The 26,683-nt window shown below is 68.5% G+C and carries 19 protein-coding genes and 2 pseudogenes; 14 read left to right on the top strand and 7 right to left on the bottom strand.

All coding sequences use genetic code 11. The annotated features are described in order from the left end of the window. Window positions 1-89 precede the first annotated feature (89 nt). A complete protein-coding gene (locus tag ACWGJM_RS43020) occupies window positions 90-1,145 on the bottom strand; it encodes a DNA polymerase Y family protein (RefSeq protein WP_453417243.1) in 1,056 nt (351 codons plus the stop codon). A 2-nt stretch (window positions 1,146-1,147) separates the two neighbouring features. Next, window positions 1,148-4,654, bottom strand: a pseudogene (locus ACWGJM_RS43015) (DNA polymerase III subunit alpha). 787 nt (window positions 4,655-5,441) lie between these two features. Here ACWGJM_RS43015 and ACWGJM_RS43010 point away from each other — a divergent pair. Next, window positions 5,442-8,207, top strand: coding sequence for a protein kinase domain-containing protein (locus ACWGJM_RS43010; protein WP_453417215.1), 2,766 nt, complete (start codon window positions 5,442-5,444; stop codon window positions 8,205-8,207). A gap of 141 nt (window positions 8,208-8,348) precedes the next feature. Here the strand turns inward: ACWGJM_RS43010 and ACWGJM_RS43005 are convergent, their stop codons facing one another. Continuing rightward, on the bottom strand, window positions 8,349-9,422 hold the full coding sequence (locus tag ACWGJM_RS43005; RefSeq protein ID WP_453417214.1) for a serpin family protein: 1,074 nt from the start codon (window positions 9,420-9,422) through the stop codon (window positions 8,349-8,351). An 854-nt stretch (window positions 9,423-10,276) separates the two neighbouring features. Here ACWGJM_RS43005 and ACWGJM_RS43000 point away from each other — a divergent pair. From ACWGJM_RS43000 to ACWGJM_RS42955, 10 genes are all read left to right on the top strand, one after another. Then, window positions 10,277-10,504, top strand: a complete 228-nt coding sequence (locus ACWGJM_RS43000; RefSeq protein ID WP_453417213.1) for a hypothetical protein — start codon at window positions 10,277-10,279, stop codon at window positions 10,502-10,504. Continuing rightward, a complete protein-coding gene (locus ACWGJM_RS42995; RefSeq protein WP_453417212.1) occupies window positions 10,501-11,391 on the top strand; it encodes a sigma-70 family RNA polymerase sigma factor in 891 nt (296 codons plus the stop codon). Before ACWGJM_RS43000 ends, ACWGJM_RS42995 begins: the two co-directional genes overlap by 4 nt. Continuing rightward, entirely contained in the window at window positions 11,388-12,257 is an 870-nt protein-coding gene (locus tag ACWGJM_RS42990) for a hypothetical protein (RefSeq protein WP_453417211.1), read from the top strand. The genes ACWGJM_RS42995 and ACWGJM_RS42990 overlap by 4 nt, the downstream gene beginning before the upstream one ends. 707 nt (window positions 12,258-12,964) lie before the next feature. After that, window positions 12,965-13,987, top strand: a complete 1,023-nt coding sequence (locus ACWGJM_RS42985; RefSeq protein ID WP_453417242.1) for a bifunctional DNA primase/polymerase — start codon at window positions 12,965-12,967, stop codon at window positions 13,985-13,987. Then, on the top strand, window positions 13,984-15,546 hold the full coding sequence (locus ACWGJM_RS42980; protein ID WP_453417210.1) for a DNA primase family protein: 1,563 nt from the start codon (window positions 13,984-13,986) through the stop codon (window positions 15,544-15,546). Before ACWGJM_RS42985 ends, ACWGJM_RS42980 begins: the two co-directional genes overlap by 4 nt. Window positions 15,547-15,706: 160 nt before the next feature. Further along, the gene (locus ACWGJM_RS42975) at window positions 15,707-16,093 is read left to right on the top strand and encodes a DUF6009 family protein (RefSeq protein ID WP_453417209.1); all 387 of its coding nucleotides are present in this window, start codon (window positions 15,707-15,709) and stop codon (window positions 16,091-16,093) included. Window positions 16,094-16,697: 604 nt separating this feature from the next. Further along, the gene (locus tag ACWGJM_RS42970) at window positions 16,698-17,081 is read left to right on the top strand and encodes a DUF6009 family protein (protein ID WP_453417208.1); all 384 of its coding nucleotides are present in this window, start codon (window positions 16,698-16,700) and stop codon (window positions 17,079-17,081) included. Between the two features lie 633 nt (window positions 17,082-17,714). Next, the gene (locus tag ACWGJM_RS42965; RefSeq protein ID WP_453417207.1) at window positions 17,715-18,110 is read left to right on the top strand and encodes a type II toxin-antitoxin system RelE/ParE family toxin; all 396 of its coding nucleotides are present in this window, start codon (window positions 17,715-17,717) and stop codon (window positions 18,108-18,110) included. A 45-nt stretch (window positions 18,111-18,155) separates the two neighbouring features. Further along, entirely contained in the window at window positions 18,156-18,521 is a 366-nt protein-coding gene (locus tag ACWGJM_RS42960) for a helix-turn-helix domain-containing protein (RefSeq protein WP_453417206.1), read from the top strand. A gap of 29 nt (window positions 18,522-18,550) precedes the next feature. Continuing rightward, the gene (locus tag ACWGJM_RS42955; protein ID WP_453417205.1) at window positions 18,551-18,994 is read left to right on the top strand and encodes a hypothetical protein; all 444 of its coding nucleotides are present in this window, start codon (window positions 18,551-18,553) and stop codon (window positions 18,992-18,994) included. A 157-nt stretch (window positions 18,995-19,151) separates the two neighbouring features. Here the strand turns inward: ACWGJM_RS42955 and ACWGJM_RS42950 are convergent, their stop codons facing one another. Continuing rightward, the gene (locus ACWGJM_RS42950) at window positions 19,152-19,361 is read right to left on the bottom strand and encodes a hypothetical protein (protein WP_453417204.1); all 210 of its coding nucleotides are present in this window, start codon (window positions 19,359-19,361) and stop codon (window positions 19,152-19,154) included. 475 nt (window positions 19,362-19,836) lie between these two features. Between ACWGJM_RS42950 and ACWGJM_RS42945 the strand changes: the two genes are divergently transcribed. Then, the gene (locus ACWGJM_RS42945) at window positions 19,837-22,353 is read left to right on the top strand and encodes a Tn3 family transposase (RefSeq protein ID WP_453417203.1); all 2,517 of its coding nucleotides are present in this window, start codon (window positions 19,837-19,839) and stop codon (window positions 22,351-22,353) included. 154 nt (window positions 22,354-22,507) lie between these two features. Here the strand turns inward: ACWGJM_RS42945 and ACWGJM_RS42940 are convergent, their stop codons facing one another. Together ACWGJM_RS42940 and ACWGJM_RS42935 are read right to left on the bottom strand one after the other, a co-directional pair. Next, window positions 22,508-23,497: an aldo/keto reductase gene (locus ACWGJM_RS42940; RefSeq protein ID WP_453417202.1), complete on the bottom strand. Its 990-nt coding sequence runs from the start codon at window positions 23,495-23,497 to the stop codon at window positions 22,508-22,510. A gap of 52 nt (window positions 23,498-23,549) precedes the next feature. Next, window positions 23,550-24,137, bottom strand: coding sequence for a flavodoxin family protein (locus ACWGJM_RS42935; RefSeq protein ID WP_453417201.1), 588 nt, complete (start codon window positions 24,135-24,137; stop codon window positions 23,550-23,552). A gap of 240 nt (window positions 24,138-24,377) precedes the next feature. Between ACWGJM_RS42935 and ACWGJM_RS42930 the strand changes: the two genes are divergently transcribed. Then, window positions 24,378-25,085, top strand: a complete 708-nt coding sequence (locus ACWGJM_RS42930; RefSeq protein ID WP_453417200.1) for a TetR/AcrR family transcriptional regulator — start codon at window positions 24,378-24,380, stop codon at window positions 25,083-25,085. A 102-nt stretch (window positions 25,086-25,187) separates the two neighbouring features. Further along, window positions 25,188-25,877, top strand: a complete 690-nt coding sequence (locus tag ACWGJM_RS42925; protein ID WP_453417199.1) for a recombinase family protein — start codon at window positions 25,188-25,190, stop codon at window positions 25,875-25,877. 413 nt (window positions 25,878-26,290) lie between these two features. Here the strand turns inward: ACWGJM_RS42925 and ACWGJM_RS42920 are convergent. Further along, window positions 26,291-26,593 (bottom strand): annotated as a pseudogene (locus ACWGJM_RS42920) (transposase); the annotation flags it as partial. Window positions 26,594-26,683 lie beyond the last annotated feature (90 nt).

Raw genomic sequence — 26,683 nt, 5'->3', positions numbered from 1 at the left:
CTCCCGGTTCATCTTGGACCGGCCCGCGATGTCCAGGCTGGTCACCCGCTGATACAACTCGCGACTGGGCTTGCGCACAAAAATGCAGGTCACACTGGATCTTCGCCCGCCTTCTGGGAATCCGCCCGGCCTCGGCGTCGGGCAGACGGGGGAGGGGTGGTGATGGCGAGGGTGGCGGGGTAGATCACCTGCTGCCCGTAGCGGGCGCGGGCGCGATCGGCGACGGCTTCGATCACGAGGGGTTTATCGTCCCCCGCGTCGAGCGTGAGCTGCCGGGTGGCCCGTTCGGCGGGGTGAAGGGCGTCGGCGCGCAGCGCGATGGTGCGGACCCGGGCGCGCTGGAGGCCGAGGGTGTCGTACACCGCGTAAGCGGCGCGGGCCAGGAGGACGGTGTGCTGGGTGGCTTCGGGCAGGGTCCGGCTACGGCGGGTGGCGCTCAGGTCGGCGTAGCGGATCGTGCAGGTCACGCCCGTGGCGATCTGGCCGGTGGCGCGGAGGCGTGCACCGAGGTCGTCGGCGAGGGCGAGCAGGGCGCGTCGGTGTTCGGCGGGGTCGAGTTCGTCCCGGGGGAAGCGGTGTTCCGTGCTCAGGCTCGCCGGGGCTGGGGTGGGATCGACGACGGTGGTGTCGTGGCCGCGGGCGTGTTCGTGGAGAGCGCGGCCGGCGCGGGCACCGAGGAGGCGTTGCAGGGTGTGCTGAGGGACGTCGGCGACGTCGCCGACGGTGTGCAGGCCGTACTCGCCCAGCAGTGCGGCGGTTTTCCCGCCTACGCCGGGAAGTTGCCGCACAGGCCGCGGCCGGAGAAAGGCCGAGATCGCCTCGGGGGAGTCGTCGATGACGGTGCGCCGCCCGAGCGGCGTGAGGGCGCAGGCCATGGCGGCGAGCATCGGAGTTCCGGCCACGCCCGCGGAACTGCGCACCCCGAAGTAGGCGAGCGCCCGGAGCTGGACGAGTTCGGTGATGCCGCGGGCATCGCGCTGCCACCATCGGGTCGCCCCGGTGAGGTCGAGAAGGGCACCGTCCTCGAGCAACTGCGCGCGCGGCGTGAAGTCCTCCAGCAAGCGGCGCAGCCGCTCGGGGAGTTCGGCGTCGGCGTCGGGCGGCAGGTCGAAGGAGAGGCGGAGGATACGGCGGCCGCTCATCATGATCACCCTGCGCTTCCCTGGCTTCGGTGGCCGAGCCGGCGCAGGTCCGCGGAGCGGGTCCCGGCGGGCTGGAGATCGGCATAGGGGTGAAGCCGAGCCCCGGCCGTGCCGTCGGCAAGCGTGCGCTGGGGCGTGGCCGGCTGGGCGGGGGTGGGGGCGGGGCTGGTGCGGCCGAGGAGGTCGAGGGCGGCCTGGGGTCCGTGGTCGCGGCGGGCGGCGGCCACCTCATCCAGGTCCCAGGCCATCTCGCCGACGACGGTGCGGCGCGGGCCGCGCGCCTCCACCTGGCCGCGTACCAGCAGAAGCCCGGAGTGGAACACGGTGTGCGCGACGTGCTCGTGGGAGTCCTCAAAGAAGGCGATGTCGACCAGGCCGGAGCCGTCTTCCAGGGTGCAGAAGATGATCCGCTTGCCGGACGGGATGGGCGGCGTCTGTGTCGAGGCCCGCACTCCGGCGACCAGCACCTTCTGCCCGGGCACCATGCCGCGCAGGTGGGCGGCGTCGGTCGCGCCGAGCTCGCGCAGCAGCCGGTGGTGGTGCTCCATCAGATGCTGGCTCACGTCGATGGAGAGGGTGTCGAGTTCGGCGCCGAGCTTGTCGCGGCTGGTCATTTCCGGCAGCCCGCTCGGTCCGGCGGTCACCAGCTCGCCGCCCAGCGGCAGCTGCCCGTCGGTGGCGGTGCGGTTGCGGGATTGGCGGTGCAGTTCGGTGGCCTGCAGCAGCAGATCCCGCCGGGTCAGGCCGGGGGAGAGGGCGTCGAGGGCACCGATACGGATCAGACGCTGGGCGAGCGGCAAGGACGGGCGGGCGCGCAGCCACAGATCCTGCAGTCCGGTGTAGGGCTGGCCGACGGTCAGGCGGGCGGTCTCTGCCTCGCTGATGCCCTTGACCGTGGAGAATGCCAGGCGCACCCCGAGGCCCTGCCCGGTCTTCTCCACGCTGTGCTGCCCTCGCGAGTGGTTGACGTCGACGGGCAGCACGGGCACGCCGTGGCGGCGGGCGTCGGCGACGATGACCCGGCGCGGCCACATGCCCGGATCGTGCTCCAGCAGGCCCGCGTACAGATGCGCCGGGAAGTGCGCCTTCAGGTACGCGGACTGCAGAGCGGGGACGGCGAAGGCCACCGCGTGGGCGCGGCAGAAGCCGTACGCGCCGAAGGAGGAGACGGTCTCCCACACCTCGTCGAGCACGTCCTTGGGGTAGCCGCGCTCCCCGGCCGTACGACGGAACCACTGCTCGACCTTGGGCAGCCGGTCGGGGTCGGTCAGGGCGCGGCGGGCGACGTCGCCGGCGGCACGGTCGCAGCCGGTCATCGTGGTGAGGATCGCGATGATCTGTTCGTGCCAGATGACCACGCCGTAGGTGTCGTTGAGCACCGGCTCCAGGTCCGGGTGCGGGTAGGTGGGGGTGGCGCCGTGCCGAGCGGCGATGTACAGGGCGGGCATGCCCCCAGAGACGGGGCCGGGGCGGAAGAGGCTGATGTCGGCGACGACGTCCTGCATGTGCCGGGGCTGCAGCCGTCCCACCAGATCCTGCTGACCGGGGCTTTCGAGCTGGAAGAGGCCGACGGTGTCCGAGGCCCGGATCATCTCGAAGGCCTGCTGGTCGTTCAGGCTGACGTGATCGGGGTTGTCGAGGTCGAGCGCGCGTCCGGTCGTGCGGCGGATCTCGGCGACCGCGTACGCCATCGCGGACTGCATCCGCACGCCCAGGACGTCGAGCTTTAGGAGACCAAGATCTTCGACGTCCTCCTTGTCGGCCTGCACCATCGGGTATCCGGCCGGGGTCGGCTGCACCGGCAGCCGGTCCAGCAGCGCCGCGTTCGACAGGATCACCCCACACGGGTGCATGGCGTAGCCGCGGGGCAGCGCATCCAGGCCCTCGGCGAGCTCCCACAACGGTCCGAACTTCCCCGCCCGGGAGGCGAGCTGCCGCAGCTCCGGCAGTTCGGCCAAGGCACCGCGAATGTCCCGGGCCCGGACGTGCGGAAAGCTCTTGGCGATCTCGCCGACAACCTGCGGCGGAATCCCGAGGGCGAGACCGCTATCCCGCAGGGCGTGCCGCGCCCGGTAGGTCTCGGGCATGCCGGTAACCGCAGTCCGATCCCGCCCGAACCGCTTAATGATCGCGTCGTACACCTCCAGGCGCCGCTCGGACTCCACGTCGAGGTCGATGTCCGGCAACGACGTACGCCGCTCGCTGAGGAATCTCTCGAACAGGAGCCGGTGTTCGAGAGGGTTGGCCGTGGCGACGAACAGCGCGTGGTTGACCATGGAGCCGGCGCCGGAGCCGCGGGCGGCGACCCGGATCCCCAGGGCCCGGGTGTCCGCGACCACCTGGGCCACGGTCAGGAAGTACCCCTCGAAGCCGAGCCGCCCGATGACCTCCAGCTCGTAGCGGAGCTGTCATGCGGCAGGCTCGTCCCGGTCCAGGCCACGCGCGACCATTCCCGTCTCACACCGTTGCCTCAGCAGCCGCATCGCCGAGCCGCGCTGGGGGCCGGCGCCGACGACGGAGGGTTCGGGGAAGTGGGGACGCCCGAGCCCGAGATCGGCCGGGGTGAGGGTGCAGGACTGGCCGGTGGCCTCGGTCTCGGTCAGCAGGCGGGCCGCCCGGGCGGGGTCGTCGCCTACGGCCTGGGCGATGCGGTCGGCGGCTGCCGCCATGGCGTCCGGTGCCTTGAGCCAGCGTTCGCCGCCGTCTAGGTGCCGGCGGTCGACGGGCCGCAGCAGGCGGGCCGCGTCGAGGACGTCGGCCAGCCGGTGCTGGTCGGGGTCGGCGTAGCGGACCGCGTTCGTCAGCACCGTACGGACGCCGAGCTGGTCGGCCAGGCCCACAATGCGCGCGGCCAGTCGCAGTGAGCCCGCGCCGGTGCCCTGCCGTCCCAGGTACACGGCTTCCAGCCGCAGCTGCTTTCCGGCGAGCTCCCGCCACGGCGCGAGCAGCTGCTCGGCGACGTCGGGGCGGCCGGCGGACAGGGCCCGCACCGGTTCGGAGGCCGGGCCGAGCAGCACCATCAGGTCCTGGTCGGCGTATGCGCTCAAGGTAGGCCAGGACACGACCGGTGCCGCGCCGTCGGCCTCAGCATGTGCGGTGGACACCAGGCGGCAGAGCCGCGCCCACCCAGTCGCGTTCTGCGCGAGCAGGGTGATCCGCAGCGGCGGCTCGAGCACGTGCGCGCCGCCGCGGACGGGCGTACGCGGCCGTCCGGCAGCCGGGTCGGGCGAGGTGAGTGGGGCGACGGCGACGTCGACACCGAAGACGGGACGGATACCGGCGGCCGCGGCGGCGGTGGCGAAGCGGACCGTGCCCGCGACCGTGTCCCGGTCGGTCAGCGCGAGCGTCGTCATTCCGCGCTCGGCAGCGCGCTGCACGAGAGCGCCGGGGAGGGAGGCGCCGTAGCGAGCGGAGTAACCGGAGGCGACTCGAAGATGAGTAAATCCACGGCTCGAACCTCCCGTCTGTCGCTCGCCCCTCCCTGACCTGTGTCCTCTCCAGGTATCCACCATAACGGGAAATCGCACAAGCGTGCGGATGAAGATTCCGAGCCGCCCCACGTCGCGCCGCGGCCGCAAGGAGTAGGACGGCCTTGATTCAGCGGCCCGAAGCGCGCGCCCGTGACGTGCATCTCACCGCTCGTTTCGATCCTGTAGGGCGGCCTGTTTCTCGGCGGAAGGGGTGAGGCCAGCGACCGTCGACTGGCCCAGAAAGGCAGTGATGCCCCACCTGTTCGATCGCGCTGCTCGCGGCGTTCGTCGTCCTCACGGCGATTGCCCTCACGTCACTCACGATCGACCGCGACGACGAGCTCACCGAGCCCCAGGCCCGCGTCCTGTGCGCCGCGATGATGGCCATCGAGCACGTCGCGATCGCCTACGGCACCGTGCTGGCCGCACAGGACACGCCGCTCACGCTGGTCGTGAAGGCGGTGATGCCCCTGCTCAGGTAGCGCCCGTCCACATGCATCGGTGCGGTGGCGGCCGGAGTCTGATGCCGTGGGCTTCCCGTCGACGTCGCGCTCGCCAAGCTCGTCCCGCCTGCCGGCTGCGGCGAGCTGGCGGTACGAGATGAAGTTCGATGGGCACCGGACCGTCGTCTGGCGGGATTAGGCGTCGATCTCGTGTCCTGCGAGGTAGCGGAACGGCATGTGCGGGGCGTCCTTGCCGTCGTCCCCGGGTGGCCGGTGGCGACGGATGCCAGCGAACTCCGGTGCCGCGCGGCCGCGATGGGACACAATGCGCTCACGCTGGCCCCGCTTCGGGGCCGGGACCAGGGACGCGGGGGAACACGAACAGCGTGGATGGGGTGCGGGCGCTGCTGGCCGACTACGGCCAGTGGGCCAAGGACGACACCGCGACCGATGCGGAGAGATACGAGACGCTCGCCGAGCTGGTGGCCGCTCTCCTGAACCAAGTCATCGACGAAGGCGCCGTGCAGCGCGTTGACCTGGAGGGGCTGCCCGGGCTCGGCTTCGAGTACGAAGGGCGGGACTACCTGCTCAGCCTGGCCATCGGCCCGAACGATGCCATGGGCCGGGCGGTGATCGCCGCACGCCGGTCGGGGCTGGAGTCAGAGCGATGGGCTCTGCTGTGGTGGACGGCCACAACCACGCCCGACGACGATGATCTGGATCAGGTCGAGGGCGCCGTGCGGGCCTTCGGCGTGGTGCTGGACCGGACCCATCTGGACGCGGCAGTGGCCGGTCTGCGGTCCCTTCCAGAGCTGATCCGCGACACCTTCCGGCAGCGCCAGCCCTACGTACCGCTCGCTCAGCTGCTCACCGCCTCCCGCCCTCCGGACTACGCATGGCCGATGACGCCTGCGGCGCGTCTGAGCCCGACGGTGCGGGTGGAGATGCAGGCCCAGGCACCTCTGGCCGCTGAGCTGCTCTTCATGGGGCCGGCCTTGGCGGATCCTCCCTCGGGCCTTGCAGCTCTTTCGTGGCCTGGCGGGAACAGTCTGCTGATCACCGGCGCGCACGGTGTGGCAGAAATCGGCGGGTGGGGCGCAGCGCGCTGGCGCCTGAAACTGTCCGGATGCCACGGAACCCCAGTCCTTCAGCCCGACGACGCGCTGCTGGTGATGTGCGGGCCGGCGCTGGTCCGCTGGCACGACGGCGCACTGACCGTCCTGGCCGGCGCCTTCGAGGAGGGATCCCAACTGCTGACGGGACCCGGCGGGGAGCTCTGGGTGCTCTCCGGTTCCGGCGTCACCTTCGGCGCTGGCGACGGCACGCTCGCCCTGACCCGCGTGGGCAGCGAGCTCGGCGACCAGCTGCGCTACCCCGTCGCCTTCGAGGCAGCTGTGCGCTCGGCCGTCTGGCTGGATGGGCGCCGCTTCTTCCTCGCCGCGGGCGGGAGCAGCACCGTGGTGGATCTGGGGCGCAGCACAGATGCCGGTCGGCGTGAGGACTGGATTCCGACGGCCGGGCATTACCCGGCGCACCTGCTGGCCGACGGGCACGACGGCGTGCTCAGTGCCTCCCCCGACGGGTCCGGCAACCACGTCCTGCTGCACCGTACCCTCGTGGCGGATCGCTCTGCTGAGATGGTGGCTGATCTCCGGCTCGCCCAGGTCTTCGGCCTCGCCCAAGCCGAGAGAGCCAACGGGCCTGCCTACCTGCTCGCCTCCCTGCCGAACAACGACCCGTCCCGGGTGCGACCTGTCGTGGTCAAGCTCACCGGGCACCAGCCGGCCGCGGAGTCTCGCCAGGGGGACACCTCTCCGGTTGGGGCGCGGGTGCAGGAGTACAGACTGGTGAGCTGCTCCGCCCGTGGGGAGAGGAAGGACTACCGGCTCGCCCGGCTGCCGCTGGCGGAGGGCGGGCAGGCCGAGGTTTTCGAAGCCATCCACAAGGCGTCGCACGTGGTCGTGGCGTTCAAGCGCCGCCTGGGTAAGGGGTCCCGGGAGCGCCGACGCATGGCCCGGGAGATCGAACTCGGGCAGCAGCTTGGCGGTCACCCCCACGTGATGCCAGTGCTCGACTTCAGCCCGGACCACGCCTGGTTCGTGATGCCGAAGGCCCAGGCCACCGCCGAGGACCTGCGGTCGGAGCTCCTGGAGCCGAGCCGGCTGCGCGTCCTGGTGGACGCCGTCGCCTCAGCTCTCGCCGCGGCGCACGAGCACGGGTGGCTGCACCGGGACATCAAGCCGTCCAACATCCTGTACCTGGAGGAACGGTGGGTACTGGCCGACTGGGGCATCGTGCGTCGCCCGCGCGGAAAGACGAGCACTGCCGGCCTGTTGACCACCACCGGAATCGGCACCGAAGGGTTCGCGGCCCCGGAACAGTTCATCGACGGCCACGATGTAATTCCCGCCAGCGACATCTACAGCCTCGGCCAGCTCATCGGCTGGATTCTCACCGGGACCTGGCCACAGACCAACAGGCCCCTCCTGCCCGAGCCGGGACCGTGGTACGGCGTCGTACGCCAGGCCACCCAGCTCGATCCCGCCCGCCGACCCCAGGACATGGCGGCCTTCCTCGACCTCGTCGACCGCGAGACGGAAGCCGGAAGAGAACTACCCATCGTGCGCGCCCAGCGCCTGCTGGAGGCCGCCGACAAGAAGAACGACACCTCTGCGGCTGCCCAGCTGCTCACCCTCGCCGCCGATCAGCCCGGCTCCTACGAGCTGTACCTGGACGTGATCACCAGGATGAAGGTGACGACCGCCAGGAAGGCGTTGCTCGACAACCCCGCGCAGGCGACCGCCGTGGTCCAGGCCCTGACTGAACATGCCGCCGACGACGACTGGCCCAGCCGGGAGGAGGCCGACCGGGCCGTGTGGTGGCTGCTGGATGTCGCCCGCCTCGCAGCGCGCGAGAAGCAGTGGGCTCTGCTCGACACGGCCGTTCAGGGCATGTGCGACTGGGACGGCCGCTTCGACCGGTGGAGACCGCAAGATGACATCAAGGACTGGATGCGCGAGCTCACCGGGCAGGCCGCGAGCATCGTTGCCTCCGCGCTGCGCGCCCAACCGGACGGAGCGGGCCACCTCCATGAACTCGCCGACGACCGGCGAGTCGACCAGGCCATCCGAAGCGCTGTCTACAGGCCCTGAGCGGTCATTGCAGGGGCATTGATCAACCACGCCGCCGAGGCGGGCCACAACACTCCCCACGCCCCTGTCGTCGCGCGGGCACGGGCCGCCCGTCCGCCGTACTCGCGCATCAGCTGCCTGACCGGCCCTCGGTCCTCTCGGTCAGACATGGGGCGACCGGGGTGCGGACGCCTGCCATGCGGTGAACAACGGCAGTCCGGTGTCGCCGGCGAAGACCACGATGCCGAACGGCCTGTCGAAGGCGATGTGCCTGGTCCGCGGCACACGGCCCGAGACGCCCAACCTTCTCTTCCACACCTGCGTCACCGCGGCCGCCCGGACCCCCTCCTCGTCGATCCTCAGAACCGACTTCTGGGCGACCCTGCCAACGTGCAGCGACTCGGGAGACATGCCGGAGAAGTCGGCCAGATCGGACACGGCCAGGGGCGCACCGAGCCAGGCTAGGAGCTGCTCCGCGCGCAGGCGCGTGTGGAGGTGGAGGCGTGGGAGGGCGATGGTCACGGCGTCCGCGTCGATCGGCCGCCGGTGCTCACGCGCCGCCCAAGCGGCGGGCAGTACGTCCTCCGGGCCCCGGCCCGGCGCTCCCAGCACACAACTGACCTGCAGCGGCCGTCGCCCAGCCTCCTCGGCGCACAGCAGCGCCACGACGTCTACCTCGTCCTCCCGTGCTCCGGAAGGGGCCTCCACGGTCCACGCGTACGACGGCCGGGGCAGCGACGTCGCCATCGTCGGAACGAAGTGCTCGACGCCCCGGGCGTCGGTGAAGATCTGGTCGGACGTCTCCTCCTGCATGAAACGTGGTGACGCCCAAGTGCCGTCCAGCTGAAGCGCGTTGACCAGGAGGAGCAGCTCTTCCCCCTTCGGGCGGTCCGGCAGCTCGCGGATCATTCCGCCGGTCGCCTCGCGGACCCAGGTATCGATCGCCCGCACGTCGTCGGGGTCAAGGTGCCCGAAGCGGACGTCCGGCAGCCGCTCGCGGTACGCCCGGTACACCGCGACCCGCGCCCACACGGCTGTCGCGACCGCAACGCCTTGCGTCTGAGCCAGCTGCGCCGTCACCTCGGCGGCGGCGGCCTCCGGCCCGGCCACGCCGAACAGGTCACGCAGCTCCCGAGCCGTTCCCGACTCCGCCCCGGACGCCACGGCCGACAGCGCGAGCCACAGACCCGCGGGCGAGCAGGTGAAGTCACCGTACGCGTCCCGCACCCCCGACATAAGCAGGCGTTCCGCGAACCCTCGGACGTGACCAACATGGTGAACAGATATGACGTGAGCCGTCATTCGGCCTCCCCCTCGCACCGTCCGCACGGTGCGGACCGGCCCGAACGGTTCGGGCGTCTCAGCGCAGAACGACAAGCCTGTCGCACCCCGCCCGGCCTCGCCATCAGCGCAATCACGTAAGAGGTACGTATAAGCCGGTAGCTGGAGGGACCTGGAATCATCGCTGCGTGCGTTGTGCCGGACAGCCGCTGGCAAGACAAGAGCGGCCGCGCGTCAGCACGGGCGTACGTTGTCCGCTGGCGTACATCCTTGGGCGATGGGTGCCGGGAAGCGCTGCGGGTGGCGTGAAAGTGTCCTTGTGCAGCAGGTCAAGGCAGTGCGTCTCGGGGGTGCTGTCGGTGCCCTGGGCTACTGTCGTGGGGTCGCTCCGGGCGACGCTGCTCTCGCCTGGCCTACATGAGCGGCCAGGCGAGAGCGTCAGCGCGCCCCCCAAATTCTCGGCACGGGAGCGGGCTTCTTTGAGCCGACACCGTAGGTGCCCTGTATCCATTTGACGGGGGCGTGCGGCCCGATTGCAAGGAAAACCGGGAACTTCCCCTCACACGGGCCTCGTTTTGCGCTTCCTGTATGAGGCCCTGTACAGGCCGTGCAGGAGCCTCCGTCTCGGCAGGAAGCTGTGGACCCGCGAGACCATTGTTCCGTGATTCGATGATCACGTGGCGTAGCAACTGCGCTTCACTCCATGCTGGTTGACCTCTCCGGAGGGCGGCTTCGGCACCCGCCCATCCGGGGCCCGGCGCAGCCTTTAAGGACGGCTGCCCGGTGACGAGCCGACCGTAGGAGGCTGGATGGAACGCAAGCAGATAGTGATCATCACCGCGGCGGTGACGCTGACGGTCTTCACCTGGAGCGTGGTGATGGTCTCGGTCGGTCAGGCCACGACCGCCGCGGTCGCCGCGCTCGCCCCCGTGCTGGGGCTGACCGTGCAGCAGATCGTCCGCGCGGTGCGCGCGCAGACCGCGCCGGCCTCGGGACACCGCGTGGCCGTTCCCGACAAGGAGGACGGCGCCCGGTGACCACACCCTTCGAGCCACCCGCGCCACCCGCACGGCCGGGACGCAAGCTCGGACCGATCGACAAATGCGTCGGCAGTGCACACCGCGCCTGGCTGGAGCCGATGCGTGAGGCCTACCTCCGCAGCGGCCTAACCCTCAGCGACCTCTCCGGCCGGGTACCGCTGGCCAAGTCGAAACTGTCCGAACTGCTGCGCGGCATCGGTCTCTACCCGCGCTGGGAAATCGTCTTCAGTCTGTCTGCGCTGCTCAACATGCCCTACTCACCGCTGTACCGGCTGTGGCGCCAAGCAGCCTTCGAAGCCCACAAGAGCAGGGAATGGGTCGAACGCTCCACCGAGAACACCGCGGTAACCACCACTCACGCCGCACCCCCGCTGGACCACCGGGCCTTCTGCGAACTCGTCGAACACGACTACAGCCTCTACGCCCAGAGCTTCCTCCTCGACGATCACCAGCGCGACACCGCAGTCTCCGACACCTTCGACATCCTCTGGCTGTCGTGGAACTCCGCCCTAGCCAGCCCCGACACCCGCCGCTTTGCCTGGAAGGTCCTGCGCAGCACCGTCATGTCCCGCACCCCACACATCGACGGCAGGCCATCGCTCAGCCAGGCGGCCTTCGACACCATCGCCCTGACCTCCCTCACCGACGAAGCAGACCGCCTCGAGCAGATGGCCGAAACCCTGGCCCTGTTTCGGGCGATGAGCCGCCTGCCCGACAACCAACTCGACGTGATGGTGCTCCGCACCCTGTGGCGGCTGCCCACCGAGCGCGTCTCCGCCCTCCTGGGCGTCCCGCCGGCGCTCGTGCGCTCTGACGAACGCCACGCCGTCCACTTCCTGGAGAGCATCCTCTGCCCACCCGAAAACGAAGGAACAACCGCATGACCCGCATCGACGACCTGCTCTCCCGTGCCCAGCTCGTCAAAGACCGCACCGTGCCCTGCGACATCGTCCCCGCCTACGCCCCGGCGGTCAGTGCTCCCGCCCGGCCTGGCAAAGTGGCCACCACGTCCCGGGATCGCAGGACCAGGGAGGCCGCCGAGGATCTGCGCGCCTTGTGCGAGACCCTTCTCACCCACACCCCACCCACCGACGTCGCTCAGTTCCTCACCGATCAAGTCCCCGAACCCCGCAGCGCGCTTGCCCTCGCGTGCGTCCTGCAGCTGACCGACACCGACGACGGGGCACGCCTGTGGTGGCAGTTCGCCGCCGGCGCCGGCCAGCCAGCAGCCGCCTACTGCCTCTACCTCCACCACCTCGCCCAAGGCGAGGACAACACGGCCAACTGGTGGCACCAGCAGACCGATGACCTCGAGCCCCCACCCGAGGCACCCACTCCCGACGGCCGTCCCAACACTCAACGTGCCTCCGACTGGAACCCCGCGGACCACCGGGTCCTGAGCACCTCAACCACCACGATCCTCAGGATCCTGCGCCACCTGTCCAAGCACACCGCCCGCACCCGCACAGCCGCCGTCACCGAACTCATGGCCTTCGTCCCCACAGCCGTCACAGTCGGCTGGCTCCGCGAACCCGAGATGGACCTCCCCCTGCCCGGCCCTGAGTTCGCCCGCCGGATCAACGCCCTGGTGGCCGCGGCAGCGAACCGACCAGACGTCTCCGACACTCTCCCAGCACGACCCGACCCCCAGGAACGGACCGCCGGAGACGACCGGCCCACCGCCTCACCGGCTGCGGCCGCACCTTCCGAGACGGTCCGCGAACAAAGGGGAGAGACAGCCAAGCGGTAATGCCAGCATGACGGGGCCGGTCAGGCAGGTGGCAGTCGACGGCGGAACAGGCGCAGGTCCACCCCCCCGGCCGTACTGGTTCAGGGCTGCGCACGGTCCTGGGCCGCCGCCGCACTCGTGCTCCTGCGACGTCGGCCCGGGACTGGGACTCACAGACCACTTCGGTCCCGTTTCAGTCCCGCTGGGAAAAACGCAGGTCAGAGCGTTGTATAGCGAGTGAACGGGACTGACGGGACTCAACCTGCAGGTTACTGCAATCAGGGGCGCGCGTATGCGCGCGCACAAAGCCACCTGTGCTTATAACTGCTGCGCAGCTCATATATGCAGCCTTCAGTCCCGTCAGTCCCGTTCGGGAAGCCAAACCACGTTTGACCTGCACGTTCTTTAACGGGACCGAAGCGGGACTGAATGTCTGCTGCGTCCCGGCCGCCCCCGCCTGGCAGGGTGCGGAAGCTCCGGCAGGGACTGACGGGACTGACTTTTCGACACGCCTGCTCTACCCACATCGACGCCGCCGCGCGTGCGCTAACCTCTGTGCCGCATGCGTAAAACTCAGTCCCGTCAGTCCCGTCAGCCGCCGCCCAGCACGGAGGATCCGGTGCCGACGAAGACTGCAGAAGACCGAACAGATTCGACAAGGACGCCCAGTGCCCGGCCAGGTCGCGACACCCTTGCCAGTCCCCTCGGGTTCTGCCGAGCCCCGGGATGTGGCCCGATGGTGCGCTGCTGAGGGCTGGCCGGTGCATCCGCTGGCGCCTCGGCAGAAGACGCCAGCGGCCAACTGCGAGCGCTGCCGGCGAAGTCGACACAACCCGGCCGACTGTCCTTGTATCCCTGCCGGAGGCTGGTGCCACGGCTTCCACGCCGCCACCACTTCACTTCAGCGCATCGATGCCTGGTGGTCAGCTCAGCCCCGCCTCGGGGTGGGAGTCTCCTGCGGTCCCGCGAACCTCGTGGTCATCGATGTAGACGCCCACAGCGCACAAGTCCCTGACCGCTCTCGCCTGCTGCCAGGCATCGCTATCGGCCCCCACGTGACACTCACGGGCTTGGCCACCGGCTTTGACACGCTGGCACTTCTGGCCGCTCTCCGGCACGAGCCAAGTCCCGCGGAGGACGAGGAAACCCTTCGGGTGCGCACACCATCGGGTGGCCTTCACATCTGGTACCGCAACCCCAACCCTGAAACACGCTACCGATCCTCCACAGGATCGAGTCCCAAGGTTGCACTGGCCTGGCAGGTCGATGTCCGCTCTGATGGCGGCTACATCGTCGCACCAGCCACACGGACAACAGCCGGAACCTATACACGCGTAGGAAACGCCCGACGCCCCGCTCCTCTGCCCAACTGGCTGGCCGCTGAACTCACCCGCACCGGCCACGTACCGCCCAGCCCGGCAACCGACCTTCCACCTGTCATACCGACAGCACGGCCCCGCCGACGAGCACCGAAGTCCGCCAGCCGGATCCTCGAGCCCCTCCTGGAACTGGTCGCCGCTTGCGGAACCATCCCCGAAGGCGCCAGCTTCACCGAAAAACTCAACCGGGCCGCCTTCACGGCCGGAGGCCTCATCCAGGGCGGCCACCTCGCGGAGACGGACGCAAAGACACTGCTGCTGGAGACCGCCAACCACGCGCGCCCCCACCAGGAACACCGCAACGTCTCCATCATCGAATCCGCTCTGTCCGCCGGCAAACAACGCCCGCTCCACCCCAAAGGACGCTCATGAGCAGCGCCGAAACGCCCCGCTTCGACGCCGTGGCCGCAGCCGAGCAGATCCACCAGCAGCAGAGTCTCGACCTCCACCTGGCCGACGGGCAGCCACTGCTGCCGGCGCAGGCGGCAACCGAAGGCGCCCGCCGCCCCATCCCAGCCCCAGCAGGTCTGCTCCCGGACGAACTGACCGACCGGGCCAACGCCAAGCTCTTCGCCCGGCTCTACAGCGACCGCTTCCGGCACGTCGAAGGACTCGGCTGGTACTGCTGGGACCAGTACCGGTGGAAGCGCACCGGCGGCGAGAAAGGCGCCATGTGGGCGGCCGGCGACATGGCCGAGCAGATGCCTCGCACCGACCCCCGCGGCATCTTCAGCGACCGCGACCTCGCGGCACACCGCCGCCGCACCCAATCCACCTCGGGGATGAAGGCCCTCCTGCAGCAGGCACAGGCCGCTCCCGGCCTCAGCCTCGACCCCGACACCTTGGACGGCAACATCTACGTCCTGTGCACCCCAGGCGGAGTCGTCGACCTCAAAAACGGCGAACTGCGCAAACCCGACCCACTGTCTGACATGCACTCCCGCGCCACAACCGTCGCTCCGCACGAGATGCCGATCCCGCGGTGGTACAGCTTCCTGCGCGACACCTTCGGCGACGACGGCAAGGGCCGGGAGACCATCGCCTTTCTCCACCTGCTCCTCGGCTACTCCGTCACCGGCGATGTCGGCGCCCAAGTCCTGCCCTTCCTCTACGGCTCCGGCGCCAACGGCAAATCAGTCCTGCTCGAGGTCATGATGCAGATCCTCGGTGACTACGCCAACGCCGCGCCACCAGGCTTCCTCATGGAAAAGGGCAAATTCACCGAACACAGCACCGAACTGACCGAACTCCACGGCCGGCGCATTGTCGTATGCAGCGAGCTCAAGCCGAACGACAAGTTCAACGAGGCCCGAGTCAAGCTCCTCACCGGCGGCGACACCATCACCGCCCGACGGATGCGGCAGGACTTCTTCACGTTCACACCCACACACAAACTGTGGCTCCTGGGCAACCACCGTCCCGAGGTCGGCACCGGCGGCTACGCCTTCTGGCGGCGCATGCGGCTCATCCCCTTCGAACGCAAGGTGCCCAACGCACGCAAGATCGACAACCTGGCCCAGGAACTCGTCCGCGACGAAGGACCAGGCATCCTGCACTGGCTCATCCAAGGCGCACGCCAGTACCTCGCCACCCGCGACCCCCTCCACGGACCCGCCTCCGTACGCCTGGCCACCGAGGCCTACGAGAAAACCGAAGACCACATCGGCCGCTTCATCACCGAACGGTGCACCACGCTCACCAACGGAGAGCCCAACCCCGACCTGCGCGTAGAGCAAAAGCTCCTCTACGAAACGTACGGCGGCTGGTGCTCAGCAGAAGGCATCCGCCCCGCCACCAGCCGAGCCTTCGCCAGCCGCATCCGCCAGGAACTCGGCCTATCCTCCCCAGCAGAGATGATCAAGAACAACGACCGCAAGCTGTACCCAGGACTCGCACTGCTCGCAGACGCCGGAACGGAGACCGCCGAATGATCACGGTGACGCAACCCGGCACGCTGGGAAGGCCCGCCGCCGCGCCGTACGATGAAGGACGCGAACCTGATAAGAGCTGTGCGAGGGGACAGACTGCGAGCGGTGGGCACCCCACAGAGACCGGCCAGCGGCCGCTCGACAAGAAGGAGGGTCTTCGGCCATGAGCTCGATGCTGCAAGACAGCCAGCTCACCGATGAAGTAGAAGTGGTGTGGCTGGAAGACCCGACAGACCTCGACTACGTCCGGCAGGCCCTGGACAAAGTGCACACCCGCCGAGGCAAGCCCCGATACGAACGCGACGGACGCCTCATCGGCTACACCAACCTCAAAGTCGGCGCCGCAAGCGACCCCGACAGCGGCCTCTTCGCCCGCCGCACCTTCTTCCTCCTGCCCCACGACCGCGACAACCAGCCGACCGGACCCTACGAAGTAGGCGCACCCGGGGAAGCCGTGGATCCCAGCACCATTGGGCCCGGGAAAGTCGGAGCTAAGACCCCTCGCTCCCAAAGGGGCCGCGCCGCGGAGATAACCCCAGCCGGCAAGTAACGGGGCCGGCGGAACTCGGTTTCTCAAAGGGACACGCGACATGAGTCTGAACTGGCGAGAACCGAGTACAAGCGTGGCCCTGCGCAGTGAGCCACGGGACTGACGGGACTCACGCATGGGCTTCTCTGCGCTACGGATGCCCAGAGGTACATGCAGGGTGGTTCGTGTGCAGAAATCTCAGTCCCGTCAGTCCCGTCCAACGCCGCGCCGCAGCCACGCCTGCACTATTCCGGCCCGTCGGCGACCCGGCTGCCTGGGCAGCAGCCCGTCACTGCACGAGCAGCAGCACCCGTACACCGCCTGAGCCACACGAATGCTGCATCACGGTCCGCCAGGCCCTCTAGCCGTTCGACAGACCACCGCGCCCGGGGCAAGTGATCGCCAACGACCACGATGCACCTTCGCGTGCCCTAGCGGCGCGTCTGCTACTGACGGCTCTCCACCGTGATCGCCATACTTGCGGGCCGAACGGTGGCCACCGGACGGCCGTGAGAAGGGCCGCAGCCAGCCGGTCGCGGAAGAGAGACTGCCGGACCTGGACTGCGTGGATGGTTCCAAGGAAGGCATGCACTACCTGCGCGACCTGGGGGAGAAACCGAGACCAATGAGCTCGCTGTTGGACGCAAGCGAGATCACCCACGAGCAGGACGTGGTGTGGCTGGAGGACCCCGGCAAACTCCACTACGTCCGCCAGGCGATCGACAAGACCCCGCGCCGCCACAACAAGCCGCGCTACGCCCGAGACGGCCGCATGATCGGCTACGCCGTCCTCGACGACCAGGCCGAACCCGACCCCGACAGCGGCCTGTACCGCCGGCGCGTCTTCTTCCTCCTCCCGCACGACCGGGACAGCCAGCCCAACGGCCCCTACGCCGTCGGCGCCCCCGGCGAAGCCGTCGACCCGAGCACCATCCACCCGAAGAACCCGGGAGCGAAGACAGACCGCTCCCAGGGACGCACCACGGCCAAAGCGACTGAGGCACCGTAGCGCCCCGCCGAGCACCTTCCCGATCGCCACAGACAGCGACGTGAGCTGTTCACTGGATGTGGGTGGCTCATGGTGCGCAGGGCTATCCGGCCGCTTGGTGTATCGATGTGGGTGCGGACCGATTCCAACGGAGCGGCCGGGTGGTGCTTATGCCCGCAACGGCCAGAGTTCTGGGGAAGGCAAGGCGGCCGTTGCTTCCGACTGCTCAACGGCGATGGTGTGGCAGATGAGACAGCGGCATGACAGGCCCGGAACGCTGACCTCCGGCTCAGAGTGCCCGGGAACCGCGGCCCGCAGGAGTCATCTTCTTTCATTCGAAAGAGAGATCTGATCCCCCTCATCTTGCGTCTGAGCCGACATCGGCATCAGCGGAGCGTCGAAAGCGACAGCACATCGCCTCACCTTCACCTCACCCATTCGGGTGATAGTCCGAGCCGGATTCTTGCGTTCCCTGCTGCCCCAGAGTTCTTGGAAAGCGGCGCACCCCGGCGCTGAGCAGCCGGAACACCTGCGTGAGTGTGCAGGTGCCGGGTTCTGACGGCCAAGATAACCAAGAGATCGTCTGCTTACTGTCTGCGACAGTTTGGGCTCAGGGAGACATGCCCTGCCACCGCAGGGAGGGGGAGCGGGCACGTGACAAAGCGCTGGGAGTTCTACCAGACAGCCGTGGGGGCGGATGTTGTACGCAAGGAGATGATCAAGTGTCGGCTCACCAGGACTGAGAAGGCTCGGTTGGGCCGCCTAATGGAGCGTGCGCAGAAGGGTGGACTGCTCCCCAAAGATCGAAAAGACCTGCGGGGTGGACTACTGGAGCTGAGGCTGGACTGCGGTGAGCGGATCTTCCGTCTCTTCTACAGCGAGGTGGAGGGAGCCGACCTTGATCTGCTGCTCGCTGTGAAGTTCGTGAACAAGAAGTCCACACAGGGCATCGCAACCGATCCGACCGATATCGAGACTGCACGTAAGCGTCTAAACGAGTGGCAAACCAGGTCAAAAGGTGACGATCAACGACCTGACGCGTTGAATTGATATCGGTTTTAGGCGATACTCGGCAAACAGGGGAAGGGGGACACCGTGGATGAGTACCTGGCTGACATGCTTGGGATCGACTTGGCTGATGCTCGTACACAGGACGCGCTCGACGACACCGAGCGAGTCATGAAACTCATCGAGACACTGGTGCAGCACCGCAAGAGCCGGAAGATCTCGCAGACGCAGGTCGCCGAAGCCATGGAGACCACGCAGTCAGCCGTGTCCGACTTTGAACGCCTAGGTGGCGACCCACGCCTCAGCACGGTAATGCGCTACGCCCGGGCGGTCGGACTGTGCATCCGCGTCACGACGATGGTGGTCGAAGAGCGTCCCTCGGATGCCGGCTGGCAGGCCGTTGCACACAAAGAAGAAGCCGTCGCTGTTGCAGGTAGGCGGTCCGCAGCATGACCAACCAAGTAGCACGAGTCTTGACCGCCGTGAGCGAGCTGCAGGACACGGCCGAACTAGTCGACATCGTGTACTACGAGGTCTCCGGACGCCGCCTCGACGGCTTCTCGCGCGCCAGCACCGGCTCCCGTGACGACACGGCGCCTGACGACGACACCGCCGAGATCGAGCTGATGCAGCGTCTCGAAGGTGACACCATCGACATCCGATTGAGGGCCGTCGTCGTTACTGCCCAGGGGCGCCTCATCGCCGACGTCGCAGCCGTCTTCCGGACTCCAGAACAGGTCAGCGTACCCCTAGAAGTCGTGTCAGACTTCGCGAAAGCTGTTGCCACACCCATAGTGCGTCCGTACCTGCGCGAAGCCATTCACCAAACCGCGGTCCGCCTCGGGATCGATGCACCGCTGTTGTCGATCCTGGACTCGCGTGAGCGCACGTTCTGGCAGATGAAGCGGCACGGGGCTGGGCACTAACCCCAACGCCCTTCAGACGCGATGCCGGGCCTCGACGCCGACTTCCACAACAAGATCAGGGCGCTCCTGTGACGCTCAGGCGTACCGGTTGGCCGCGTACGCATGCGGTGATTCTCAGCTGGATGGGACGTAACCGCCTGCTCGATCAGACAGCCGATCACCCGTACGGTGGGCCGCTGCGCTCGTCGAGCAGTGGGGCGTCGTGCGGCTCGAGGTCGGTCGATGCGGTGGACAGGGGCGGGGTGGCGCCAGCGCCCGGTGGGTCCCGGGCTGCGGCGATGGCGACTTCAGCCGCCAGAGTGGGTTGGATCAGGAGCACGTCAAAGGTGGCTTGCCACAGCCCGCAGAGCACGTCTATCCCGTCCATGGGCGCCGACCTGTGGGGGAGTAGCCGGTGAGTCAGGGAACGGGCAAAGACCTGGGAGAGAGTGGTGCTGGAGCCGATGTATAGCTCCGCCACGACCGGACACTCTGGCGGTAGTGCTCGTCCACCGCTTGAAGCAGACCCCCTCCAGCCTGCTCGCCGTACACGTCAGCCATTGGCGGAATCCGGGTCGGTAGTCGACGGGCACGGCTGCTACGGCGTCTGAAGGTCGCACTCTACGAAAAGCTCCTCGAGGACCGCACGGCGCAGCACGTACGGCCGGGCCCGTCAATTCGGCCCCGGAGTCCTAGCTCAGACACCGGCCGCAAGGTAACGGCCCCGGAGTCCTAGCTCAGACACCGGCCGCAAGGTAACCGTCGAGTGGCTTGCGCGTCGTGAGATAGCCCCGTTTCCCGGCCTTGGGCGCCTCGTTGGGCTGATCGAGTGATGCAAGGGTCGGCGAGGGAGGGGGCGGGGCGTGCGCCAAGAGTGGCCGCCAGAAGAGCTGTTGGCGAGCTGGACACCGGTGGACAGCGACTGGAAGTTGGTAGCCAACAAGACCGGCGCGACGCGACTCGGCTTCTGCCTGCTGCTGAAGTTCTTTGAGCTTGAGGGCCGATTCCCGGATCTGCTGGAGGAGACCCCGCAGGCTGCGGTGGAGTACATCGCCGGGCTGGTGAAGGTCCCGGCCGCCGACTTCGCGAAGTACTCCCTGACGGGCCGGACCGCCGAATACCACCGCGCGCAGGTCCGAGAAGCGCTGGGGTTCCGCCCGGCGACCCTCGTGGACGAGGAGCATCTAACCGCGTGGCTGACCGCGGAGGTGTGCCCGGTCGAGCTGATGGTGGACCGGCAGCGTGAAGCCCTGCTGGTCGAGTGCCGGGCAAGGAAGATCGAGCCTCCGGGCCGGACCAGGATCGAGAAGGTTCTGGTCGCCGCGCGGGGCCGGTGGGAGAAGGCGTTCTGCACCCGGACCATCGAGCGCCTAGGCGATGCCGGCACAGCCCGGCTGCTGGCGCTGGTCACGGAGGACAATGACGACGGCACCGCCCTGCTGGCCGTGCTCAAGCGCGACCCGGGCGCGGTCGGCCTGGACTCCCTGCTGACAGAGATCACCAAGCTGAACGACGTGCGCAAACTCGGTCTGCCCGAGGGGCTGTTCGCGGACTGTTCGGAGAAGCTGCTGGCCGCCTGGCGGGCACGGGCGATCAAGATGTATCCCTCGGACTTCCGGGACACCGCCGAGGACGTACGGATCACGCTCCTTGCGGCCCTGTGCTCCTGCCGGCAGGCGGAGATCACCGACGCCCTGGTGGACCTGTTGGTCGCCCTGGTGCAGAAGATCAACACCCGTGCCGAGCGCCGGGTGGAGAGGCAGCTCACTGCGGAGCTGAAGAAGGTCCGCGGCAAGGAAGGCATCCTCTTCAAGCTGGCCGACGCCGCGATCGGCAAGCCGGACGAGATCGTGCGCACGGCCCTGTACCCCCTGGTCGGCGAGAAGACACTGCGCGACCTGGTCGCCGAGGCGAAGGTGAACGAGAAGGTCTTCAAGGCCAAGGTCCGCACCACGCTGCGCTCCTCGTACAGCTCGTACTACCGGCAGATGCTGCGGCCGCTGCTAACCACGCTGGGCTTCAAGTGCAACAACACCGCCTACCGGCCGGTGATGGACGCGCTGAAGCTGCTGGCCAAGTACGCCGACGTCGATGGCAAGGCCCGCTTCTACGACGACGCCGAGGCGGTGCCTATGGACGGCGTCGTGCGCAAGGACTGGCGCGAGGCGGTCGCCGACGACAAGGGCAAGGTCGAGCGGATCCCGTACGAGTTGTGCGTCCTGGTCGCGCTGCGGGACGCGATCCGCCGCCGCGAGATCTACATTGAGGGCGGGCTGCGCTGGCGCAACCCGGAGGACGACCTGCCCGGCGACTTCGAGGCCACCCGCACCGTGCACATCGACAACCTCCGCGCCGCCGTGACGAAACTGGTGAACGCCACCTTCGCGGCCCGCGACACCGCATGGTGGGGGCAGGGCACGGCATGCGCGTCGGACTCGAAGAAGTTCGGGTCCTGGTCCTCAAACTTCATGACCGAATACCACGCCCGCTACGGCGGCAACGGCGTGATGATCTACTGGCACGTGGAGCGGAAGAACGTCTGCATCTACTCCCAGCTCAAGAGCTGTTCGTCGTCCGAGGTCGCGGCGATGATCGAGGGCCTGCTGCGGCACTGCACGGACGCCGAGATCGAGTCCAACTACGTCGACACCCACGGCGCGAGCGTCGTCGGGTTCGCCTTCACTGAGCTGCTCAACTTCCGGCTGCTGCCCCGGCTGAAGAACATCGGCAGCGTCCGCCTGTACCGGCCCGACGACGACCCGCCCGGCTGGCCGGCGCTCCGCGGCTCCCTGACCCGCTCGATCCGCTGGGACCTGATTGCCCAGCAGTACGACCAGATGGTCAAGTACGCCACCGCCCTGCGCCTGGGCACCGCCGAGGCGGAACAGGTGCTGCGGCGCTTCACTCGCGGCGGCCCCAAGCACCCGACCTACCAGGCCCTCGAAGAGCTGGGCCGCGCGGTACGCACGATCTTCGCCTGCGACTACCTCGCCAGCCCCGGCCTGCGCCGCGAGATCCACGGCGGGCTCCAGGTCGTGGAGAACTGGAACAGCGCGAACACCGTCCTGCACTACGGCAAGGACGGCGCCCTGACCGGCCCGGACAAAGAGCACGCCGAGACATCGATGCTCGCCCTGCACCTGCTCCAGTCGAGCCTCGTACACATCAACACACTGCTGCTTCAGCAGGTCCTCGCCGAGCCCGCCTGGGCGAAGAAGCTGAGCGACGAGGACCGGCGTGGGCTGACCGCGCTGTTCTGGTCGAACGTCAACCCGTACGGCACGTTCCGCCTCGACATGGACAAGCGGCTCGACTTGGGGCTATCGATCACAGTGCCCCGGTCGCGTTTCCCTGAGCCCACCGCGACGATGCCCAGCTGAGTGTTCGGCGCCGTCGAAGAGAGTGCCCGAAGCCAGCTCCAATGGCTTCGGGCGCTTCTCGCCGTGGCTGGCATTGCAAGGCTCCGGTGATCCGGGCCTTACCGGGCCCGTGTGCCGCCGTCGGTGTCCGAGCGCATCTGTCCCAGGGTGGGTCTCAGATCCAGGTGGGCACGTGCCCCTCGGTGTAGCGGGCGCCGAAGCCGCCCTGAGGCAGGATCTCGTCGATGGCCTTGAGGTCGGTGTCGGTGAGGGTGAGGTCGGCGGCGCCGACGTTTTCCTGGATGCGCTTCGGGCTGCGGGTGCCGGGGATGGGCACGATGTGCTCGCCCCGGGTCAGGAGCCAGGCCAGGGCCAGCTGGGAGACGGTGGCACCCTTGGCCGCCGCGAGCTGGGCGAGCCGGTCGACGGCTTCGATGTTCTTCTCGAAGTTGCCCGGCTGCCAGCGCGGGTCGACGTTGCGGATGTCGGTGGCTTCGTACTGGCCGGCGGGCTTGGCGGTGCCGGTGATGAACCCGCGGCCGAGGGGGGAGTAGGCGACGAAGCCGATGCCGAGTTCGTCCAGGGTGGGGAAGAGCTGCTCGACGTCCCGTTCGAACAGGGAGTACTCGGTCTGCAGGACGGAGACCGGCTGCACGGCGTGCGCCCTGCGGATCGTCTCGGGCCCGGCCTCGCTGAGGCCGAAGTACTTCACCTTGCCCGCGTCGATCAGTTCTTTGACGGTGCCCGCGACCTCCTCGATGGGCACCTCGGGGTCGACGCGGTGCTGGTAGAAGACGTCGATGTGGTCTACGCCGAGGTAGCGCAGGCTGTTGTCGGCGACCTTGCGGATGTTGTCGGGCCGGCTGTTGAGAGGGCCGCCGATCTGCTCGGGCGGTACCGACATGTCGACGCCGAACTTGGTGGCCAGGACCACGTCGTCGCGGAAGTCCCTGACCGCCTTGCCGACCAGGATCTCGTTGGATCCGGCGCCCCAGCCGTACATCTCGGCGGTGTCGAAGAAGGTGACGCCCAGGTCGTGGGCGCGGCGGAGGGCGGCGACGCCGGCCTCGTCGGCGGTGGGGCCGTAGGCCATCGTCAGGCCCATCGCGCCGTAGCCGATCGCCGAGACCTCAAGGCCCTGGCTTCCCAGTGTCCGGTGCTGCATGACGCACTCCTCTGAAAGAAACCTGGAAGGCAATTTCTGGCGAACCGTTGTGTCAGTGCGCTGCGGCGGCCAGTCCGGCGCGGTGGATGCGGGTGTGCTCGGCGACGCGCCGGCCGAGGTGGCGGGCGGTGTTCAGGTCCGCGTCGTGGACCGCGGGGGTGTCGTTGAAGCTCTGCGCGCCCGCGCCGAGGTAGAAGCCGAGGCGGTTGTCGTCCTGGGGGCTGGAGGTGGTGGTGTTCCAGCCCGGCAGAAGGTTCAGGCTCACCCAGAGCATTCCGTGCTGGGCCGCCAGGAGCGCCAGGTACTGCAAGGTGTGCAGCTTGTCGCCGCTCATGGAGCCGGAGTTGGTGAATCCCGCCGCGAGCTTGTCGCTCCAGGCGCGGGTCATCCACCGCTTGCTGCTGGCCTCGGCGAAAGCGTGGAACGCCCCCGACGCGGTGCCCATGTAGGTGGGGGTGCCGAAGATGATGGCGTCCGCGGCGTCCATCAGTTCCCAGTCGGCGTCGCTGAGAGAGGCGACGTCCACGCGGTGGACCTGCGTCCCAGCGATGGAGCGCGCGCCGTCCGCGACGGCCGTGGCGATCTGCGCGGTGTGGCCGTAGCCGGAATGCGACGCGATGACGATCGAGATATCGGACATGGGTGTTCCTCTCCTGCCGCGACGGCGGCGTGTTCGGTGGTGTGCCGGCAGACGATGAGGTGCCCGCTGCGGCGGTCGGCCGCACTGCTCCACGCGTGGGGGCCGACGGCCCCGGCCGGGGTCCGGCGCATGCCCAGATGCCGCAGGGCGGCGCCGACCACCATCAGCTTGGATCGCTGTTCCGCTTAAAACCGTAGCACCGATAAGGCGCCGATACGCAAAATTGGATATCGTTGTTCCATGAACGAGGGACGACGCGCCGTACGGCGCCAGGTGCTGCAAGTGGCCGCCAAGCTTCTGGAAGAGGGCGGCAGCGAGGCGGTCTCCACGCGCGCTGTCGCCGCCGCCGCAGGCATCACGGCCCCCGCGCTGTACCGGATGTTCGACGACAAGGACGGACTCCTGGCCGAGCTGGCCGCCTACGGGTTCGAGATGTACCTGGCCGAGAAACGGGAGGCACTGGCACTGACCCCCGACGACCCGGTGGCCGACCTCTACCGCGGCTGGGACCTGCACGTCGACTTCGGAGTGCGGCACCCCGCGTTCTACATGCTCATGTACGGCACTGTGCAGCCCGGGCGGCGGCCCCCGGCCGCGGACGAGGCGCACGCCCTGCTGGTGGGACTGCTGGGCCGGGCGGCCGAGGCCGGGCGCCTTCGGGTTCCGGTGGAGCAGGCGACCCGCGTCATTCATGCGGCAACGACGGGCGCCACGCTGGCGCTGATCGGCGAAGAGCCCTCGGAGCGGGACCTGGCCACTTCGGCGCGGCTGCGGGACACCGTCATCGCCTCGGTCACCACGGACCCGCCCGCCTCATCCGGGTCGGACCTGGCCTCGCGCGCACTCGCCCTCGATGCCGCACTGGAAACCGCGCTCAGCACCGGGGTACCTCTGCGAGACACGGAGACGGCTCTGCTGCGCGAATGGCTACAGCAGTTGGCAGGCTGAAAGGGTCGCCTACTCCGCAGGCGGTGGGCGTAGTCGGTTACGCCGGCCGTCCAGAACTCGATGTGCGTGTCGGCAAACGACCGTCTGCCGACACTTGGGGACGTGATCAAGAACCCGCAGGTGGGCGGTGTCGGCAACTCGCGTCGGAAAACAACGTCGGTTAACGGTGCACCCGATAGATTTCGACACATGCTCATCGGCTACGCGCGGGTCTCGACCGCCGACCAGAAACCCGATCATCAGATCGACGCCCTGCTGCGGGCCGGTGTCGACCGCGACAACATCCACGTCGACACCGCGAGCGGTGCGAAAGTGTCCCGGCCGAAGCTCGACCTCGTGCTGCAGTTGTTGCGCGAGGGCGACACGTTGAAGGTCACCCGGCTCGACCGGCTCTCCCGCTCCGTGCTCCACCTGGTGACGCTCGGCGCTGACCTGCGCGAGCGCGGCATCGGGCTGCACGTGATCGAGCAGGGCATCGACACGTTCACGATGGAGGGACGGGCGATGTTCGGGATGCTATCCGTGCTGGCCGAGCTCCAGCGCGAACTGATCGTGGCGAACACCAACGATGGGCTCGCCTCCGCCCGCGCCCGGGGCCGGGTTGGCGGACGCCGGCCGAAGCTCACCGAGGACCAGGCCGCGCTCGCCCAACGGCTTTACGACGAGCGGGAGAAGACTGTCAAGCAAATCGCCGACATGTTCGGCGTGCCCCGGTCGACGGTGTACGGGCACCTCGATAAGGCCAAGACCGTGCCCCGCCAACCCAAGAAGACCGCGGTCACGAAGTCCTGATCGCTACTTTGCGGCTGGTGTCTGAGCTAGGACTCCAGGGCCAATTCAGTGTCGGCATGTAGCAGGTAAGAGCGCCACTCCCTCGCCGCCCCGGCCGCGGCGTCCCCGCGCCGCCCGAGACGTTGCTGCAATCGTTCGAACGCCAACCGGCCCTCCTCCCACACCGTCAGCTCCCCATAGAGCCCGGTGTCGACGGGCAGTGGCGCGAGGTCGGCCGCGCGGATCTTGGGGGCGCCGGAGCCATGTCCGTGCCACGCCGCGAGCGCAGCAGCCCCCCATCCGCGTACTGGCGAGTTGGGCACGATAGCCGTCCCATTTCGACTCCGCGGCCCATCCGGGCGACAGGTCAGGGCTGGCCACGGTCACGGTGAGCATCGGCTCCGGCAGGGTCCACGTCATGCACCAGTGGGGACGGCGACCACGTAGGAAAGCTCGGCATCCGCCAGGAAGCGGCGGAAGTGCGAGTCCTGCCCGTAGGCAGAATCCGCCGTCACCCAGGCGATGGGGAGCGGGGAGGCCAGGGCGCGCAGGATCATGTCGCGGGCCAGTTCACCCTTGGTGGCGAAGATGCGCTCGTCGGGGATGCGGGCCGCTTGGCAGCGTTTGCGGTCCTCTAGCCAGGACTTGGGCAGGTAGAGCTCGCGGTCGACTAGGGCGTGGCCGCGGGTGGTGGCGTAGGCGGCCAAAACCCCGATCTGGCAATTCTCTGTCCGTCCGGGGGCCCGTATTTCAATAAGTGCTCGGCAGAGGGGTGTTGGTGGGAGTCTGAGATATGACCCCGCGTCTGTCAGACCGCGTTGCCGCTC

The organism is Streptomyces sp. NPDC054834, assembly GCF_053611185.1.
The sequence above is the reverse complement of the archived record's forward strand: the minus strand, read 5'-3'. Positions and strand labels throughout refer to the sequence as shown.